The organism is Micromonospora sp. MH99 (assembly GCF_021442385.1).
Classification (GTDB): domain Bacteria; phylum Actinomycetota; class Actinomycetes; order Mycobacteriales; family Micromonosporaceae; genus Micromonospora.
Genome location: NZ_MUZA01000006.1, coordinates 1 through 18296, shown reverse-complemented (window position 1 = coordinate 18296; position 18296 = coordinate 1). Strand labels below are relative to the sequence as shown.

Below are 18296 nucleotides of genomic sequence, written 5' to 3'. Positions count from 1 at the left end.
GAGCTGTACGCCTTAACGATTGTTCGGCCAGACTAGCGCCATGGCTGAGAACTCCCCCGTCGAGCCCGGTGCGGACTACGTCACAGACATCGGGCTTCGCAAGATTGACCACGTCGGCATCGCCGTCGCCGACCTGGATGCCGCGATCGACTTCTACCAGCGGACCTTCGGGATGCGCTGCGTACACGTCGAGACCAACGCCGAGCAGGGCGTACGGGAAGCGATGCTGGCCGTCGGGCCCACCGCGGAGGGCGGCTGCGTGCAACTGCTGGCCCCACTCACCCCGGAGTCGACGATCGCGAAGTTCCTCGACCGCAACGGGCCGGGCGTGCAGCAGGTCGCGTACACGGTGGCGGACATCGACGTGGCCTGCGCGGCGCTGCGCGAGCGGGGGGTGCGACTGCTCTACGACGCCCCGCGCCGCGGCACCGCCGACAGCCGCATCAACTTCGTCCACCCCAAGGACGCCGGAGGCGTCCTGATCGAACTGGTCGAACCCGCCCCCACCCACTAACCCCACCCAGCCCGACCCCGCACGCACTCCCGGCCTCGCTCCCCGCGCCCGGCGCCCGCTCTCGCGCCCGGCCCCGCGCCCGCTCCCGGCCTCGCGCCCGCGCCCGGTGATCAAGAGGTTTGCGTCAATCCGTGCCCCGCAGGTGACGCAAACCTCTTGATCACCGGGGGTCGGGCGGGGGTCCGGGGGTCGGGCGGGGGTGAGGCATGGGGGTCGGCCGGGGGGCGGGCGTGGGGGTCGGCCGGGGGTTGGCGCGCACTTCTGTGCGTGGTTCGCGGGGTGGCCGGGCACCTTCACGCATCGGTCGATGCAGTTTTTCACAGAGGACTTCCCGCCCTAGCTACCGTTCAGTAACGTCCCGGCCCACAGGAGCCCGACCGGGGCCGGATGTGTCGAATGCCGACATGGTGGTCGTGCTCACCGGCGCCGACGATGGCAGCACCCGGGCCCGTGCGGGTGCGGGGACGAACCGGAGGTCACCGTGCAGGACATCCTCGAAGCGATCATGGCGGCGGAGGAATCGAACGACCCGGACCGCGAGCTGGCGGGTGTTGCCGGACTGCCCGTGCCGGAGAGTTACCGAGGCGTGGTCGTCCGCGCCGAGGAGTCCCGGATGTTCGACGGCATGGCCACCCGGGACAAGGACCCCCGCAAGGCGCTGCACGTGCAGGAGGTGCCGACGCCGGAGCTGGCGCCGGGCGAGGCGCTGATCGCGGTGATGGCCAGCGCGATCAACTACAACACCGTGTGGACCAGCATCTTCGAGCCGGTGTCCACCTTCAAGTTCCTCGAACGCTACGGCCGGGTCTCCGAGCTGACCCGCCGGCACGACCTGCCGTACCACGTGGTCGGCTCGGACGCGGCAGGCGTGGTGCTGCGTACCGGCCCGGGGGTGACCCGGTGGGCGGCCGGCGACGAGGTCGTCGCGCACTGCCTCTCGGTCGAGCTGGAGGACGCCGCCGGCCACGACGACACGATGCTCGACCCGCAGCAGCGGATCTGGGGCTTCGAGACCAACTTCGGCGGCCTGGCCGAGCTGGCCATCGTCAAGGCCAACCAGCTGATGCCCAAGCCGCGGCACCTGAGCTGGGAGGAGGCGGCCAGCCCGGGGCTGGTCAACTCCACCGCGTACCGGCAGCTCGTCTCGCACCACGGCGCCAACATGAAGCAGGGTGACGTGGTGCTGATCTGGGGCGCCTCCGGCGGCCTCGGCGGGTACGCCACCCAGATGGCCCTCAACGGCGGCGCGATCCCGGTCTGCGTCGTCTCCTCGCCGGAGAAGGCCGAGCTGTGCCGCCGGATGGGCGCGGACCTGGTCATCGACCGGGCAGCCGAGGGCTTCCGGTTCTGGAAGGACGAGGAGACCCAGGATCAGAGCGAGTGGCGGCGCTTCGGCGAGCGGATCCGTGAGCTGACCGGTGGCGAGGACCCGGACATCGTCTTCGAGCACCCGGGCCGGGAGACGTTCGGCGCGAGCGTCTACGTGGCCCGCCGTGGCGGCACCATCGTCACCTGCGCGTCCACGAGCGGGTTCCAGCACCAGTACGACAACCGCTACCTGTGGATGCACCTGAAGCGGATCGTGGGCAGCCACTTCGCCAACTACCACGAGGCGTGGCAGGCCAACCGTCTGGTCGCGCTCGGCAAGGTGCACCCGACGGTGTCGCGTACCTACCCGTTGGAGCAGACCGGTCAGGCCGCGTACGAGGTGCACCGCAACGCGCACCAGGGCAAGGTCGGGGTGCGCTGCCTCGCCCCGGCCGACGGGTTGGGCGTCCGTGACGGGGAGTTGCGGGCCCGGCACGAGGAAGCGATCAACCGGTTCCGGGGGCACTGAGCGGGCCACCGGCCGGACGGATGAGCGGCAGATGGCCAATGCGGTGATCGGCCATTGTTCTTCCAACCCCATTAGCCGGAACCCAACCGGATCGAACAAAGGGCCACGGGTCGCACCCGTGGCCCTTTTTCGCGTCACGCTGCGTGGCGTCCGTCCCGCCCGGGACCTGCCAAGATCGCCGATTGGTCCGGCCTCGTCGGCCAGGTCAGTTGACCATGTAATGAGGACACGAAAGCTCCGTACCGCTCTTGCGAAGCACCCTGGGGCGTCTGCCAGTATGTCCCAATGCCCCAGCAGCAGTCCTCCCCTCTCGCGTTCTTCGATAACGCGAACTCGCAGCCAGATTTCACCGTTGGCCTGCGCGGATACAACACTCACCAGGTCGATGACTTCATCGGCCGGATGACCGCCGCGCTGACCCAGTCCGAGCAGGCCCGTGCCGAGGCTGAGCAGCGGATGAACGACGCCCAGCGTCGCCTCCGCCAGGCCGAGCAGCGCATGAGTGCGCTGGAGCAGAAGCTCACCGACACGAACAAGCAGCTCGAAGAGAACAGCCGGCCCACCCTCTCGGGGCTCGGCACCCGCGTCGAGCAGATCCTCCGGCTCGCCGAGGAGCAGGCCAACGACCACCGCAACGAGGCCAAGCGCGAGTCGGAGGGCATCCTCTCCGCCGCCCGCCTCGAGGCCCGGGAGATCACGGACAAGGCCCGCGCCGAGGCCGCCGCGATGAAGGCGAGCGCCGAGCGCGAGGCCGGCAACCTGCGCACCGCCGCCGAGCGTGAGGCCGCCGAGGTCCGGGTGCAGGCCCGCCGCGAGGCCGACACGCTGCGCGCCGACGCCGACCGCGAGACCAAGCAGCTGCGTACGGTGACCGCGCACGAGGTGGCCGAGCTGAAGTCGACTGTCGAGCGTGAGGTGGCCACCCTCCGGGCCACCGCCGAGCGGGAGATCACCCAGCAGCGGGCCAAGGCCGCCCGTGAGGCCGAGGAGAAGCGCGCCGAGGCCACCAAGCTGCTCACCGACGCGCGGGACAAGCGCGACAAGGACCTCCAGGCCCTGGAGCTGCAGCTGGCCGAGCGGCGCGAGAAGGCCGAGCGCGAGGAGTCCGAGCGGCACGCCGCCCAGGTCGCGCAGACCCAGAAGCTGGTGAGCGAGGCCGAGCAGCGTGCCCGGGCCGCGCAGGAGCGCGCCAAGGAGATCGAGCAGCGCGCCGAGGCCCGCCGGGTCGAGTCGGAGCGCCACGCCAACGAGACGATCGACAAGGCCAAGGCGCACTCCGAGAAGACGCTCAACGAGGCCAAGGCCGAGTCGCAGCGCCTGCTCACCGAGGCGCGCACCGAGGCCGAGCTGACCACGCAGGCCGCCCGCCGCGAGGTCGAGGACCTCACCCGGCAGAAGGACGCGGTCACCTCGCAGCTCGGTCAGATGCTCTCCGGGCTCGCCGGCATCGTGCCCGGCGTGCCGGCGGCGGCTGCCCCGGCGGCCAAGCCGGAGGCGAAGAAGACCGACGGCGGACAGGAGCGGGTGACCGCGGAGACCGCCGGCTGACCCGAGGCGTCAGGTTGGGGCATCGACGGCGCGAGGTGACACCGGGTGACCGGTGTGGCCTCGCGCCGTGTGCGTTTCCCAACCGTTGGTGTGGTGCCCTCGCCACGGAGTGAAGTAGGTCCCACAAGGGGCGTCCGTATCGCCCCAGCAGGGGGCGATGCGTGTGAGGATGGGGGCATGTCGCACGGCGAGGAACTGTTCGCTCTCGGCGGGGACGTGACCACGGAGCCCAGCTTCGAGTCCGCTCTGCGGGGGTACGAGAAGAAACAGGTTGACCGGTACGTCGCGCGTGCCGAGCACGAGATCGCGACCCTCGCCGCCGAACGGGAACAGGCCTATACACAGATCCACAAGCTCGCTGGCCAGGTCGAGGTTCTGCAACGGGATCTGACCCAGGTCCGCAAGCAGATGAACGTGGTGGACCGGGCCTCCTTCCGGCACCTGGGCCCCCGCGTCGAGTCGATCCTCACCCTCGCCGAGGAGCAGGCCGAGCAGATCCTGTCGGCGGCCAACGAGGAGATCGACGCCCGTCGCGCCACCGCCGAGCACATCATCGAGGAGGCCCGCGAGCAGGCCGCGCGGGCGTTGAAGGACTTCGAGATCGCGCTCGCCGCCCGACGCCAGGAGGAGGAGCGGCACAGCGCCTCCCGCCGCGCGGAGGCGGACGCGACCCTGCGGTCGGCCAAGGACGAGTCGGCGAAGCTGCGCAAGGCGGCGCAGGACGAGTTGGCCAAGGCCCAGCAGGAGGCCACCCAGCTGCGGGACACCGCCAAGGAGATCCACACCCGGGCGCAGCAGGAGGCCACCAAGCTGCGCGAGGCGGCCCGCGAGGCGCTGACCACCGCCCGGCAGGAGGCCGGCGAGCTGCGTGAGGCTGCCAAGGAGGTGCACGCCAAGGCCCAGCAGGAGGCCAAGCGGCTCACCGACACGGCGACCGAGGCGGGCCGGGCGACCCACGCCAAGGCACAGCAGGAGGCCAAGCAGATCATCGACGACGCGTCGATGGCCGGTCGGGCCACCCGCGCCAAGGCCCAGCAGGAGGCCGAGCGGCTCACCACGCAGGCGTCCGAGTCGGCCAAGCGCAGCCGGGCCGAGACCGAGGCGTACGTGCAGCGGATGCGCAGCGAGACCGAGGCGTACGTCCAGCAGTCCCGGGCGCAGACCCAGCAGGAGCTGGGCACCTGGCGGGCCGGCGTGGAGCAGGAGGTCAACTCGCGGCGCGAGGCGGCCGATCGCGAGCTGGCCCAGCGACGGTCCACCGCCGAGCAGGAGTTCGCCAAGCGACGCGACGAGCTGGACAAGCAGCACGAGTCCCGCCAGCAGGAGCTGGAGTCGGGTTGGGCCGCGCGCAGCGCCGAGCTGGAGACCGAGTACACGGCACGCCGCGACGAGCTGGAGACCGGTTACACGACCCGCCGCGACGAGCTGGAGACCGAGTACACGACCCGCAAGAACGAGATCGAGCAGGGCGCCGATGCGATCCGCCTGGCGGCCGAGCAGGACGCGTCGACCCTGCGCCAGCGCGCCGAGACGGAGGCGGCCGAGCTGTTGAGCCGCGCCGAGACCGAGGCGGGCGACAAGCGCCGCAAGGCCGACGAGCACGTCGCGGCCTCGCGCCGCCAGTTCGAGGAGTACGCGGCCACGACCCAGCAGCACCTGGCGACCACGCAGCAGCACCTTGCGGCGACGCAGCAGGAGGCCGCCGCGGGCCGGCAGCAGCTCGCCCAGGTGATGTTGGAGATCGCGCAGGCCCAGCAGCAGCTCGCCGACCTGCGGCAGGAGACCTGGAAGGCGCGGCAGGAGTCCGACGAGCTTGAGCGGCAGATGGCCGAGGTGCGCCTGCGCAGCACCACCGGCCCGATCGACGGCCCGACCGCACCCGCCACGGACGACAGCCCCGTCGCGACGGCCGTGACCGGGTCGGGTGACGACGACGCCGGGGCACCCGTCGCCGCCGGCACCGCGAACGGCCTCAAGCCCGAGCCCGACGACGCCCGGCAGCCGGCGAACGCCGCCGCGGGCGGCGAGTCCGGGCAGTCCACGACCCGTCCGGTGGCCGAGCCGGTGACCACTGTCGACGGTGGCGCGGCCAGCGCCGGGGTGGACGGCGAACCGACCGTGGCGGCCGTTCCGGGCGAGGGTGGCCGGGGCGCCAAGCCGACGAAGATCACCAGCACCGGCGAGAACGGCAAGCGTCCCAGCAAGCCGACCACCGACGAGCGCAGCGCCAAGCCCAGCAAGGTCACGATCGAAAAGGACTGACGGTACGCCCCCGAGCTTCGAGATCTTGGACAGTTTCCGTTAACAGCTAACGGAAACTGTCCAAGATCTGCGGGTGGACCGGGCGGTGCGGGGGCTGGTGGCGGATGACGGGCTCGTGGTGGACTGCGAGTGTGGGGTGGCTACGCTCCTGGCGTCCCACGGACTGACCCGGAGGTTCTGGTGCCGCAGCATGACCCGTCGGCCGACGACCCGGACGCCGCGCCCCCGCAAGCCGACGCCGACGACCCGGACGCCGCGCCCCCGCGAGCCGACGCCGCCGCACCCTCGCGAGCCGACGCCGCGACGACACCCACCGCGGCCGAGACGAGATTGACCGAGCCCGCAACGCCACCGGTCGCGACGCCGCCTCCCGTACCGGTGCCGGCACCGGGGATCGACCCGGAGGAGCCGCCGGCCGTGCCGTCGGGCAAGTTCGGCACGCCGGGTCGGCCCCTGCGACGCAGCAGCTTCCTGATCGGCTTCACGGGCGCGCTGGGCGTGCTGCTGGCGTACACCCTCTATCTGGGGATCCGCAATGCCGGCGGCATCCTCGTGCTGGTGGTGATCGCGCTCTTTCTCGCGGTGGGCCTCAACCCGGCGGTGGTGCGGCTGCGCGCCTGGGGCGTGCCCCACGGCCTGGCGGTGACGGTCGTGGCGTTGACAGTGGTGCTGCTGCTCTGCGGGGGCGTGGTGGCGCTGGTCCCGCCGATCGTGACGCAGTCCGGTCAGTTCATCGACCAGATCCCGAGCCTGCTCGACGAGTTGCGCCGCAATCCGACGGTCAATGACCTGGTGGAGCGGTACGACGTGGTGGAGCGGGTGCAGGGCGCGGCCAACGCGGAGACCATCGGCCGGGCGCTCGGCGGGGTGCTCGGCGGCGCCCAACTGATCTTCGGCACGGTGTTCCGGACGTTGACCGTGCTGGTGCTGACCATCTACTTCCTGGCCTACTTCAACCGGCTGCGCTCGCTGGGCTACTCGTTGGTGCCCCGGTCGCGGCGGGAGCGGGTGCAGCTGATCGGCGACGAGATCCTGGCGAAGGTCGGCGCGTACATGGTGGGCGCGTTGAGCATCGCCGTGCTGGCCGGCGCGACCACCTTCGTCTTCGCGCTGATCGTCGATCTGCCGTACCCGTTCGCGCTGGCCGTGGTCGTCGCGGTGACCGACCTGATCCCGCAGATCGGCGCGACCCTGGGCGCGGTGATCGTGAGCCTTGTCGGTTTCGCCGCCGACCTGCCCACCGGCATCGCCTGCGCGGTCTTCTTCCTGATCTACCAGCAGGTCGAGAACTACCTCATCTACCCGAAGGTGATGCGGCGATCGGTGGAGGTCAACGAGGTGGCCGCCCTGCTGGCCGCGCTGCTCGGGGTGGCGCTGCTGGGCGTGGTGGGCGCGCTGATCGCCATCCCCACGGTGGCCGCGCTGCAACTGATCCTGCGCGAGGTGGTGCTCCCCCGCCAGGAGCGGAGTTGACTGTCAGTCGGCCGGCCCGGGGACGGGCGTGTCCGCGAAGGCGGCCACGGTCCGGTCGGCGTACGCGCTGACGTCGCCGGCCTCCATCGGGCCGTCCCAGGTCGTCGGTAGCGGCACCTCGACGGCGGGGTTGACCCGCTTGACGATCTCGTCGAGCACCGTCTCGGCGTCGCCGACCCAGAGGTGCTTCGCGCCGGGCACCCCGACCACCTCGGCCTGCGGCACCGCGGCGAACCGCTCCCGCGCCTCGGCCGGGCGCAGGTAGTCGTCGAACTCCGGCACCAGCGCCACCAGCGGCCGACCCGAGTCGGCCCAGGTGGCCAGGTCCTCGGGGGCCGAGAAGCGCAGCGGCGGGGAGAGCAGGATCGCCCCGGCGACCGCCGGGTCGCAGCCGTACTTCAGGGCCAGGTCGGTGCCGAACGACCAGCCGACCAGCCAGATGTCGGGCAGCTCGGCGAACTCCGCGTACTCGATGGCGGCAGCCACGTCGTAGCGCTCGCCCACCGCGCCGTCGAAGGCCCCCTCGCTGGTGCCGCGCACACTGCTCGTGCCCCGGGTGTTGAACCGCAGCACGGCCAGGTCGGCCAGCGCGGGCAGCCGCCACGCCGCTTTGCGGAACACGTGGCTGTCCATCATCCCGCCGTGGGTGGGCAGCGGGTGCAGGCAGACGAGGGTGGCCACCGGGGGCCGGTCGGCCGGCAGGGCCAACTCGCCGACCAGCCGCAGACCGTCGGCGGTGTGCAGCTCGATGTCCTCCCGGCGGCCGGGCAGGATCGACGACGCGCGGATCGCTGTGCTCACCGGTCAAGTCTGTCGCGAACTCGCCGCCGCCGCCCGCCCAGGCACGAACAGGGTGATCCAGGTCGCTCGCTCAGTAGCGCGGCGTGCCCCGCCCGCGCTGCACCGCCGGGCCGCGCCGCTCCCGGGCACGCCAGCACCCGCTGTGCCAGTGCCGGCGGTCGGTCAGGTCACCCAGGCCGTCGGCGGGCCAGGCCACGAGGTGCGCCACCCCGGGTCGGATCTCCTGGTCACAGCCGGGGCAGCGGTACGTCTTGACCGACGCGCCCGCCCCGATGCCGCGTACCTGCCAGGCGCCGTCGGTCCACTGCTGCACCGAGGCGACACCCTGCCGGACGCGATCGGCGTCCAGGTTGGCGTTCTCGTCCCGACGAGGGCGGTTGCGACGGGGGCTCACAGTCACCAAGCGTACGGTCCGCCGCGCGGGAGGGCCCGGGGCGGTCACCAGGTCGTGGGCCGGTCCAGGTGCTCGGCCACCTGCGCCCCGCTCAGCACCGTGGTCGCGTCCGCCTCGGTGTACCCCTGCGCCGGCCAGCCGAAGTTGGCGGTCAGGTGGGCCTTGGGGAAGCCGAGCAGCTCAAGCTCCCCGCTCCGATCGACATGCGCTATTTTGCCGTTTATTTCGCGGTTTCCCGTGGTACGGCTTCCGGCGATGCCGACCGCGTACTGCAACTCGACCTGGATGCCTCCCGGGCTGCTCCCGGTGACCGTCAGCTGCACGCCGAACGCGGCCGGGAACGGCGCCACCGTCACCTCGCACCTCGTCACCTTCGCCCCCGCCGGCAGCGTCGTGAGCCGCAGTGGCCCACCGCAGCGGTGCGCCTGGTCGAGCCGCAACGCGCTGGCCGCCTCGAACAGATCCCGCTCGTCGTCGGCGATGGCGGTGGCCCGGGCGTACACCCCGGGGGCCGGTTGCCAGTGCCGCAACCAGACCGTGACGCCGTACGGCCCCGCAGCGTGCGACACCGACCCGTCGAAGACACCCTCGGTGATCAGCTCCGGTACCAACGCCGGCAGCCCCGGGGCGCGCATCGGCAGTGCCTCGCGGGACGCGGCCAGCTCCAGCGTGACCGTGTGGCCGTCGACGTCGAGCCGCGCCATCTCCACGCCCCTCTGCACGGACCAGGAGAGGTAGCGGAACCCGTCCGAGGCGAACCCGAAGTGCAGCAACTGCGGGTCGGCGCCGAGCAGATCCGGTCGGGCGGCCGCGCCCGGCACGTCGTCGGCGCGCGGGGGCACCACGGCCACCACGGCATCCGCCGGCAGACCGGGACCCGGCGGCACGTCCGGGCCGGAGTCGACCAGGCCCACCGGGTCCGTCACCACGCCCAGACCCAGGATCGCCACCACGCCGAGCGCGAGACCGGTGGCGGTACGCCGACGGCGTACCCGGCCCCGTCCCCGCACCACGGCGGCGGCCAGCAGCCGGTCGGTGTCCACGCTGCCCTCGGCGCGCTCGCGCAGCGTCTGGTTGATCCGCTCGTCGAGGTCGGTCACGGTCGGCTCCCGTTCGTCGTCGGGACGCCGCAACGCTCCCGGAGGTTGGCGAGGGCCCGCATCGCGTGGGTGCGGACGGTGACCGGCGAGCAGTCCAGGATCTGGGCGATCGTCGCATCGTCGAGGTCCTCGTAGTAGCGCAGCACCAGCACCGCCCGCTGACGGTCGGGCAGCGCGAGGATCAGCCGCCACATCTCGTCCCGGTCGGCCGCCTCGCCGCCGACGTCGCCACGGTGCGGTCGGTCGCCGACGGCGTCGATGACCACTTCCCGGTTCGACCGACGTCGCCACCAGGAGTTGTTGGCGTTGACGAGCATCCGGCGCACGTACACGTCGGGCCGGTCGGCGCGGGAGATCCGACGCCAGTGCACGTACGCCTGGGACAGCACCTCCTGGGTGAGGTCCTCGGCCCGGTGCTCGTCACCGGTGAGCAGTCGGGCCAGCCGGACCAGGGCCGGGCCGCGGCTGCCGACGTACTCCTCGAAGGTCACATCCTGTAGACGCGGCCGGGGCCCTCCGGCGTTGACGCGCTCAGCGGTGCGAGTGGTCGCGGAAGCCGCGGCGGGTCTTGCGGCCCAGATAGCCGGCGGTGACCAGGTGCTCCAGCAGCGGCGCGGGCGCGAAGCCCGGCTCGCGCAGTTCCAGGTACAGCTCCCGCTGGATGGCCAGCGAGACGTCCAGCCCCACCACGTCGAGCAGCTCGAACGGGCCCATCGGGTAGCCGCAGCCCAGCTTCATGGCGTGGTCGATGTCGTCGGCGGTGGAGTAGCTGGCCTCCAGCATCTTCACCGCGTCGTTCAGGTACGGGAAGAGCAGCGCGTTGACGATGAACCCGGACCGGTCGCCGCAGACCACGCCGGTCTTGCCCAGCGCGGCGCAGACGGCCCGTGCGGTGGCGGTGGCCTCCGGGGAGGTACGGATGGTCTGGACGACCTCGACCAGCGGCATGACCGGCGCCGGGTTGAAGAAGTGCAGGCCCACCACGTCGGCCGGCCGCTGGGTGGCCATCGCCACGTCGATCACCGGCAGGGACGAGGTGGTGGTGGCCAGCACCACGCCCGGCTTGCAGATCTCGTCCAGGCTGGCGAAGAGCGCCTTCTTCACGCTCAGCTCCTCGACGACCGCCTCGACCACCAGGTCGACGTCGGCGAGGTGGTCGAGCGTGGCCGACCAGCTGATCCGGCCGAGCGCGGCGTCCCGGTCGGTCTCGGTGAGCTTGCCTCGCACCACGCCCTTGTTCAGCGAGGTCTTCACCGCCTCGCAGACCGCCGCGGACTTCTCCGCGCCCCGGGTCACCGAGACGACCTCGTAGCCGGCCTTCGCGAACACCTCGATGATCCCGGTGGCCATGGTCCCGGAGCCCACGACGCCGACCTTCGTGATGGCCCGCGCGCCGTCGGCGAGCGCGGCGTCCGTCGCCGGCGGCGTCGCCTCGTCGGGTACGACGACCGGGGAGCCCGGCCGCTGGTAGGTGTAGAAACCCCGGCCGGACTTCCGGCCGAGCAGCCCCGCCGTCACCATCTGCTTGAGCAGCGGCACGGGGGCGTGCCGGCGGTCCCGCCCGCCGCGCCGGTACATCGTGTCCAGGATCTCGTACGCGGTGTCCAGGCCGATCAGGTCCATCAGCGCCAGCGGGCCCATCGGCAGGCCGCAGCCGAGCTTCATGGCCGCGTCGATGTCCTCCCGGGTCGCGTAGTGCGCCTCGAACATGCCGACGGCGTGGTTGAGGTAGCCGAAGAGCAGCGCGTTGGCGATGAAACCGGCCCGGTCGTTGATGGTGACGTCGACCTTGCCCAGCCGGGCGCACAGCGCCTCGACGTCGGCGACCACCTCGGGTGCGGTGACGACGGTGCGGACAACCTCGACCAGCTTCATCACCGGTGCCGGGTTGAAGAAGTGGATGCCGATCACCTGGATGGGCCGGGTGGTGGCGACCGAGATCTCGGTGACGCTCAACGACGAGGTGTTGGTGGCGAGGATGGTGTCCGGCCGGCAGACCCGGTCCAGCTCCGCGAAGATCCGCTGCTTGAGGTCCAGGTGCTCGGGCACGGCCTCGATCACCAGGTCCACGGAGTGCAGGGCGTCCAGCCCCACCGCAAAGTGCACCCGCTCGTGCAGCGCGTCCCGGTCCGCCTCGGCGAGCTTGCCCTTGGCCACGGCGCGATCGGTGGAGCCGGTGAGAGTGGCCCGGCCGCGCTCCAGCGCCGCCTCGGAGATCTCGACCGCGAGCACGTCGATGCCGTTGCGGGCGAAGACCTCGACGATGCCGGCACCCATGGTGCCCAGCCCCACCACACCCACGGTGCTGAACTCGCGCGCCACGAACGGCCTCCCCAGACACTCCGCACGGCCACTGAACGGCCGCTAAGGTTATGCGCGCGAGTCTGCCACGTGACGCTCGGTTGTCGAGACGCCGTGGGATATTTCACCCACGGCGCCAGGGGCCCTCAGACGGCCGGCACGCCGGTCAGCGCGAGCAGTTCCGCGACGAACTCCGCCGGGTGTTCCAGGTGCGGGCTGTGCCCGCAACCGGGCAACACCACCTCGCGGTACGCGCCGCCGGCCGCCGCGTACCGCTGGAGCACCGCTCGGGTCTGGCCGATCATCGGCTGCGGCGGGCAGGACTCCTCACCCGGCCAGCCGGGCACGACACCCAGCGAACCCAGGTACGCCAGGTCGAACAGCGACGTGTCCGAGACGATCACGTCGGCGTCCCCGCGTACCCAGGTGACCGGCGGTTTGGGTGCGACGGCCACCAGCTCGTCGGCGAGCCGGAACCAGGTCGGGGCGAGCGCGTTGAGCACGCCGCGCTCCCCCGGCGCGGTACCAGGCCAGTTCGCCGACGGCACCGCCGTACCGGGGTAGTTGTCGTCGCCGGTCGCCGTGGACAGGACGCTGTCCAGCAGCAGTTCCTCGTCGGTGCCCAGCACGGCCGGATCGGCCACGTAGGTGGCCCGCAGCACCGCGCGCGGGCTGGCCGGCGCGTCGGCGCCGCGATCACCTGCGGCGAGCCGCGCGACGAAGTCGGCGTTTGCCGTCCCGGCACCGGTGCCGGCGAAGTCGGGGGTGGTAGGCGTGCCGGTCAGGTCGCGGGTTCCACCGAAGCCGTACGGCGACACCGGCGCGGCCAGCAGCAGCGCGCCCACCCGGTGCGGATGGTCGACCAGCAACCGCATCGCCACTCCCCCGCCCAGGGAGTGCCCGACCACCACGGGCCGGCCGCCGCCGTGACCGGTGGCGCTGCCGCTCGCGCTGGCGAAGAGCGTCGGGTCGTCCAGCAGGGCGGCGATGTCGTCGGCGAAGTCCCGCAGGCCCCGCGTGGCGTCCACGGGGGCGGTCGCCGAGTCGCCGTACCCCCGTAGGTCGGGAGCGACGACCCGCAGCGTCGGTGGCAGCCGCCGGAGCAACGGCTCCCAGAACAGCGAGGACGAGCAGTTGCCGTGGATCAGCAGCACCGGAGTGCCGTCCGGCGGGCCGGCCACCCGTACCGCCTGGGTGGTGCCGTTCGCCGTCACGACCCGCTGCTCGCTCTGCATCCGCGGCATGTTGCCAGGCCGTTCTCCGCCGGTCCAGGTGCGGGACAGCCATCCCGCGGCACCGCCGGAGTGTGGCGCACCACCAGTCGTGGCCCCGGCCGCCCACACACCGGCGGGCGGCCGTCGCCGTGGGTCAGCGGCGGGCGCTGGGCGGCGTGGCCAACGGCAGGGGCAGGGTCGGTCGGATGTCCCGCCGGGACACCCCGAAGCTGAGCCCGACCGGATCCGTGTGGGCGACCCCCGGGTCGAACAGGCGCAACTCGGTGCGGCCGAGCCGGATCACGTCGCCGTCGGCGAGTCGTTCCACCTCGGTGATCCGGCGGTCGTTGAGCCAGGTGCCGTTGGTCGAGCCCAGATCACGCAGCGACGCGCCCTCCGGGGCCAGCCACACCTCGGCGTGCCGGCGGCTCAGGTGCGGGTCGTTGATGACCACGTGGCCGGTCGGCGCCCGACCGATCACCTGCGGCTCGGCCCGAAGGCGAAAGCTCGCTCCGCGCATCGGCCCACCAGCGACCGTCAACAACGGCAGCAGTTCCGGATGTTCCTCCATGGACAGTCAGCCCTCCACCCCACACCGTTACTCCGCGCGTCAGCCTGCCATCAGACGGTAATCGTCAATACCGACCAGCCGGTCAGCTCCTCGTCACCTCCCGGCCACCCACCGTTCGACGGTTCGGGCGGCCAGCTTCCGGCACCCGACCCCTGACCTGCACTGATCAACGAGTGGACGGCCCGGGGCGACTTCCGTCCCCTCGATCCGAATTCGTGCCCTACCGGTGAGTAATCTTCGGGTCTAGACTTCCGCCATGACGGCTGTGCATGCCCCCGGCACCCCTCTCATCGAGGCGGACGAGCTCGTCTCCACCAGTCCGGCCACCGGCGCCGAGGCGGGTCGCCTCCCGGTCGCCACCGACGCCGACGTACGCCAGGCCGTCGATGAGGCCCGCGCCGCCAGCGAGTGGTGGGCCGGCCTGGGCTTCAGCGGCCGCCGGCAACGGCTGCTGCGCTGGCGCGCACTGCTCGCCCAGCGGATCGAGCAGCTCGCCGAGCTGGTGCACGTCGAGGGCGGCAAGCCGGTCCCCGACGCCATCGTCGAGATCGTCACCGCGATCGAGCACGTCGACTGGGCAGCGCGCAACGCCCAGCGGGTGCTCGGCCCCCGCCGGGTCCGGTCGCGGCTCATCCTCGCCGAGTTCTCCGGGCACCTGGAATACCAGCCGTTCGGCGTGATTGGTGTGATCGGCCCGTGGAACTATCCGGTCTTCACCCCGATCGGCTCCGCCGCGTACGCCCTGGCCGCCGGCAACGCCGTCGTGCTCAAGCCCAGCGAGTACACGCCCGCCGTCGGCCAGTGGCTGGTGGACACCTTCGCCGAGGTGGTGCCCGAGCAGCCGGTGTTCACCGCCGTGCACGGCCTCGGTGACGTGGGCGCGGCGCTGTGCCGCTCCGGGGTCGACAAGGTGGCCTTCACCGGCTCCACGGCGACCGCCCGCAAGGTGATGGCGGCCTGCGCCGAGACGCTGACCCCCGTGCTGATCGAGGGCGGCGGCAAGGACGCCATGATCGTCGACAGCGACGCCAACCTGGACGCCGCCGCCGAGGCGTGCGTCTGGGGCGCCATGACCAACGCCGGCCAGACCTGCATCGGTATCGAGCGGGTCTACGCCGTCGATGAGGTCTTCGACGCCTTCGTCGACAAGGTCGTCGCCCGCGCCGGCCGGCTGACCGTGGGCCCGGAGGGCAGCGACATCGGCCCGATCACCATGCCCGGCCAGATCGAGGTGATCCGCCGGCACATCGACGCCGCGGTCAGCTCCGGCGGTCGCGCCGTGCTCGGCGGCCCGGATGCGGTGCGACCTCCGTACGTGCACCCGACCGTGCTGGTGGACGTTCCGGAGGAGTCGGCCGCCGTCCGCGAGGAGACCTTCGGCCCGACACTGACCATCAGCCGGGTCCGCGACGCCGACGAGGCCGTCGCCCGCGCCAACGCCCTGTCGTACGGTCTCGGGGGTTCGGTCTTCGGCCGGCGGCGTGCGGTGGCCATCGCGCGGCGCCTGCGCTCGGGGATGGCTTCGATCAACTCCACCCTGACCTTCGCCGGGATGTCCACGCTGCCGTTCGGCGGAGTCGGTGACTCCGGCTTCGGGCGGATCCACGGCGAGGACGGCCTGCGCGAATTCGGCCGCGCCAAGGCCATCACCCGGCGTCGGGCACGATCGCTGCTGCCGTCGATGACCTTCGAACGCACCCCGACCGACGTGGCACGTCTCATCAAGGCCATCAAGGTGATGTACGGCAGATGAGTGTCGGATAACCGATCTCGACGCTGATCGGCGTATCCACATGTTTATTGGTTGTGCCCGCGGCGGTACATTGCGTTAAATGGGCCACAATCGATTGCGCCACCGCCTTGTCGACAGTGACCAGTCGTGGAGCGCCCGGCAGCGGCGTCGTCGTTCGGACTGGCTGGCGCGCACCTTCCCCGACATCGGCGACATGCACGTCGTCGACCTCGGCGGCCGGCTCGGCACCTGGCACCGCGCCACCGTCCGACCGGCCCGGGTCACAGTGGTCAACCTGGAACAGCCGCCCGCCGCGGTGCCGGAATGGGCCCACGTCGAACAGGCCGACGCCTGCGACCTGCCACCCCACGTCGCCAACGGCGCATACGACCTGGTCTTCTCCAACTCGGTGCTGGAGCACGTCGGCGGGCACGAACGCCGGCTGCGGTTCGCCGCCGCGGCCCGGTCACTTGCCGATCGCCACTGGGTGCAGACGCCCTACCGCTATTTCCCCATCGAGCCGCACTGGATCGCGCCGGGCATGCAGTTCCTGCCGATCCGACTGCGCACCGCGCTCGCCCGCCGCTGGCCCCTCGGGCACAAACCGACCCGCAGCCACGAAGCCGCGATTCACCAGGTGCTCTGGACCGAACTGCTGGACCGCTCGCAGATGCGCCACTACTTCCCCGACTCGCGGATGCTCGTCGAGCGGGTGGCCGGCCTGCCGAAGTCGCTGATCGCCGTCAAGACCGGGGCGTGAACGGTCAGAAGAGGGTCAGCTCGTCCTTCTCGATGCCGCGCAGCCGGTCGTAGTTGACGACCACGCACCGGATGCCCCGGTCGGCGGCGAGCACCCGGGCCTGCGGCTTGATCTCCTGGGCGGCGAAGACCCCGGTGACCGGGCTGAGCAGCGGGTCACGGTTCATCAGTTCGAGGTAGCGGGTCAACTGCTCCACCCCGTCGATCTCGCCACGCCGCTTGATCTCGACGGCGACGGCGCCGGAGTTGGCGTCCCGGCACAGCAGATCCACCGGGCCGATCGCCGTCATGTACTCACGGCGCACCAGCGTGTACCCCTCACCGAGCACACCCGGGTTGGCCGCCAGCAACTCCTGAAGGTGCGCCTCGACGCCGTCCTTGCGCAGGCCGGGATCCACACCCAGCTCGTACGAGGTGTCCTGGAAGACCTCCTCCAGGGTGATCCGCAGCTCCTCGCCGGCCTTGTTGACCACCCGCCACACGCCGGGGGCCTCCTCCAGCCGACACGGCGGGCTCATCCAGTTCAGCGGCTTGTACGCACGATCGTCGGCATGGATGGACACCGACCCGTCCGCCTTCACCATCAACAGCCGGGTGGCCAGCGGCAGGTGAGCCGAGAGCCGTCCGACGTAGTCCACCGAGCACTTCGCAATGACCAACCGCACCCGACGAGGGTAGCCGAGCACCCGGCGACCACCACCGAGCGGCACTGGCGCGTCGGTGCGATGCTGAGACGGTGTTCGAAGTCCTCACCGGCACCGGCCTCGCCGCCTCAGCGGGGCTGAACGCCTACATACCCCTGCTCATCCTCGGCCTACTCGGTCGTTACACCAACCTGATCGACCTGCCCAGCGGTTGGACGTGGCTCGGCAACGGCTGGGTCATCGTCATCCTGGCCGTCCTGCTCGCCGTCGAGATGGTGGCGGACAAGGTGCCGGTGGTCGACCACATCAACGACGTGGTGCAGACAGTCGTCCGACCCACCGCCGGCGGCCTCGCCTTCGGGGCCGGTTCGTCCTCGGAGACCGTGACCGTCAGCGACCCGGGGAGTTTCTTCACCTCCCACCAGTGGGTGCCGGTGGCCACCGGCGTCCTGCTCGCCTTCGGCGTGCACCTGCTCAAGTCCGCCGCGCGGCCAGTCGTGAACGCGACCACCGCCGGGTTCGGCGCACCGGTCGCCAGCACCGCCGAGGACGCGACAAGCGTGGTCGTCTCGCTGATCGCGATCATCCTGCCGGTGCTGGTGCTCGCCTTCCTGGTGGGCCTGGTCGTCTTCATCTACTGGTTCTTCCGTCGACGATCCGAACGCCGTCGCGAACGCGAGGCGGCCCGCGCCGCCGGCTTCCGCGTCTGACCGGGGGCCTTCCTCGCGGCGAGCACCGGCTTCGCGGCGCTGGCGCCTTCAGATCTTGGACAGTTTCCGTCAGCTGGTGACGGAAACTGTCCAAGATCTCTCTCGGGCACGACGATGGCCGGCACCCCGGTTTCGGGGTGCCGGCCGGGTATGCCGATGGCCGGCGCCCGTTGTCGGGTGCCGGCCATCGGTCGGTTCGGGGTCAGCTGTTCCAGTGCTGGGCGACCAGGTCGGTGGCCTGCTGCTCCCACTGGGCGTACGCGTCCGGGTAGGCCGAGACCTGCACGGTCTGCGCGGCGTCGGTCAGCGGCACGTCCTGCCAGCCGTCAACCTGGCGCAGGCCCTTGAGGAACGCGGTGGTGGAGTACTCCGGGTTGGTGATCTGCTCCGGCGTGCCCCAACCACTGGTCGGGCGCTGCTGGAACAGGCCCAGCGA

The 18296-nt window shown here is 71.6% G+C and carries 16 protein-coding genes and 1 pseudogene; 8 read left to right on the top strand and 9 right to left on the bottom strand.

The genetic code is table 11. The features are described from left to right. The first annotated feature begins 40 nt into the window (after window positions 1–40). From mce to B0E54_RS04900, 5 genes are all read left to right on the top strand, one after another. Window positions 41–514 carry a methylmalonyl-CoA epimerase gene (mce, locus tag B0E54_RS04920; protein WP_234582050.1) on the top strand — a complete coding sequence of 158 codons (474 nt, stop codon included), beginning with the start codon at window positions 41–43 and terminating at the stop codon, window positions 512–514. Between the two features lie 481 nt (window positions 515–995). Then, a complete protein-coding gene (ccrA, locus tag B0E54_RS04915; RefSeq protein WP_234582049.1) occupies window positions 996–2351 on the top strand; it encodes a crotonyl-CoA carboxylase/reductase in 1356 nt (451 codons plus the stop codon). A 285-nt stretch (window positions 2352–2636) separates the two neighbouring features. After that, window positions 2637–3899, top strand: a complete 1263-nt coding sequence (locus tag B0E54_RS04910) for a cell division protein DivIVA (protein ID WP_234582048.1) — start codon at window positions 2637–2639, stop codon at window positions 3897–3899. 177 nt (window positions 3900–4076) lie between these two features. Then, window positions 4077–6161, top strand: a complete 2085-nt coding sequence (locus B0E54_RS04905; protein WP_234582047.1) for a hypothetical protein — start codon at window positions 4077–4079, stop codon at window positions 6159–6161. Between the two features lie 378 nt (window positions 6162–6539). Next, entirely contained in the window at window positions 6540–7634 is a 1095-nt protein-coding gene (locus B0E54_RS04900; RefSeq protein ID WP_234582162.1) for an AI-2E family transporter, read from the top strand. A gap of 3 nt (window positions 7635–7637) precedes the next feature. On the opposite strand, the gene B0E54_RS04895 is transcribed toward B0E54_RS04900, so the two are convergent. The 7 genes from B0E54_RS04895 to B0E54_RS04865 form a co-directional block, all read right to left on the bottom strand. Further along, a complete protein-coding gene (locus tag B0E54_RS04895; protein WP_234582046.1) occupies window positions 7638–8435 on the bottom strand; it encodes an alpha/beta hydrolase in 798 nt (265 codons plus the stop codon). 70 nt (window positions 8436–8505) lie between these two features. Beyond that, a complete protein-coding gene (locus B0E54_RS04890) occupies window positions 8506–8835 on the bottom strand; it encodes a hypothetical protein (protein WP_053658704.1) in 330 nt (109 codons plus the stop codon). 38 nt (window positions 8836–8873) lie between these two features. Further along, window positions 8874–9929 (bottom strand): hypothetical protein, encoded by a 1056-nt coding sequence (locus tag B0E54_RS04885; RefSeq protein ID WP_234582045.1) that lies wholly within the window; start codon window positions 9927–9929, stop codon window positions 8874–8876. Next, the gene (locus B0E54_RS04880; RefSeq protein ID WP_234582044.1) at window positions 9926–10420 is read right to left on the bottom strand and encodes a SigE family RNA polymerase sigma factor; all 495 of its coding nucleotides are present in this window, start codon (window positions 10418–10420) and stop codon (window positions 9926–9928) included. The genes B0E54_RS04885 and B0E54_RS04880 overlap by 4 nt, the downstream gene beginning before the upstream one ends. Before the next feature lie 40 nt (window positions 10421–10460). Then, window positions 10461–12251 (bottom strand): 3-hydroxyacyl-CoA dehydrogenase family protein, encoded by a 1791-nt coding sequence (locus tag B0E54_RS04875; protein WP_234582043.1) that lies wholly within the window; start codon window positions 12249–12251, stop codon window positions 10461–10463. A 125-nt stretch (window positions 12252–12376) separates the two neighbouring features. After that, on the bottom strand, window positions 12377–13474 hold the full coding sequence (locus B0E54_RS04870; protein ID WP_374109241.1) for an alpha/beta fold hydrolase: 1098 nt from the start codon (window positions 13472–13474) through the stop codon (window positions 12377–12379). A gap of 124 nt (window positions 13475–13598) precedes the next feature. Then, complete coding sequence (locus B0E54_RS04865; RefSeq protein WP_234582041.1) at window positions 13599–14015, bottom strand: FHA domain-containing protein; 417 nt, start codon at window positions 14013–14015, stop codon at window positions 13599–13601. Between the two features lie 256 nt (window positions 14016–14271). On the opposite strand from B0E54_RS04865, the gene B0E54_RS04860 reads away from it, so the two are divergent. After that, window positions 14272–15768: an aldehyde dehydrogenase family protein gene (locus B0E54_RS04860; RefSeq protein WP_234582040.1), complete on the top strand. Its 1497-nt coding sequence runs from the start codon at window positions 14272–14274 to the stop codon at window positions 15766–15768. 79 nt (window positions 15769–15847) lie between these two features. Then, window positions 15848–16507: a class I SAM-dependent methyltransferase gene (locus tag B0E54_RS04855; RefSeq protein WP_234582039.1), complete on the top strand. Its 660-nt coding sequence runs from the start codon at window positions 15848–15850 to the stop codon at window positions 16505–16507. A 4-nt stretch (window positions 16508–16511) separates the two neighbouring features. On the opposite strand, the gene nucS is transcribed toward B0E54_RS04855, so the two are convergent. After that, window positions 16512–17171 carry an endonuclease NucS gene (gene nucS, locus B0E54_RS04850; RefSeq protein WP_234582038.1) on the bottom strand — a complete coding sequence of 220 codons (660 nt, stop codon included), beginning with the start codon at window positions 17169–17171 and terminating at the stop codon, window positions 16512–16514. Window positions 17172–17242: 71 nt separating this feature from the next. Here nucS and B0E54_RS04845 point away from each other — a divergent pair, with 71 nt between their 5' ends. After that, a complete protein-coding gene (locus B0E54_RS04845; protein WP_234582037.1) occupies window positions 17243–17860 on the top strand; it encodes a DUF4126 domain-containing protein in 618 nt (205 codons plus the stop codon). A gap of 202 nt (window positions 17861–18062) precedes the next feature. On the opposite strand, the pseudogene B0E54_RS04840 reads toward B0E54_RS04845, so the two are convergent. Continuing rightward, window positions 18063–18296: pseudogene (locus B0E54_RS04840) on the bottom strand (hypothetical protein); the annotation flags it as partial.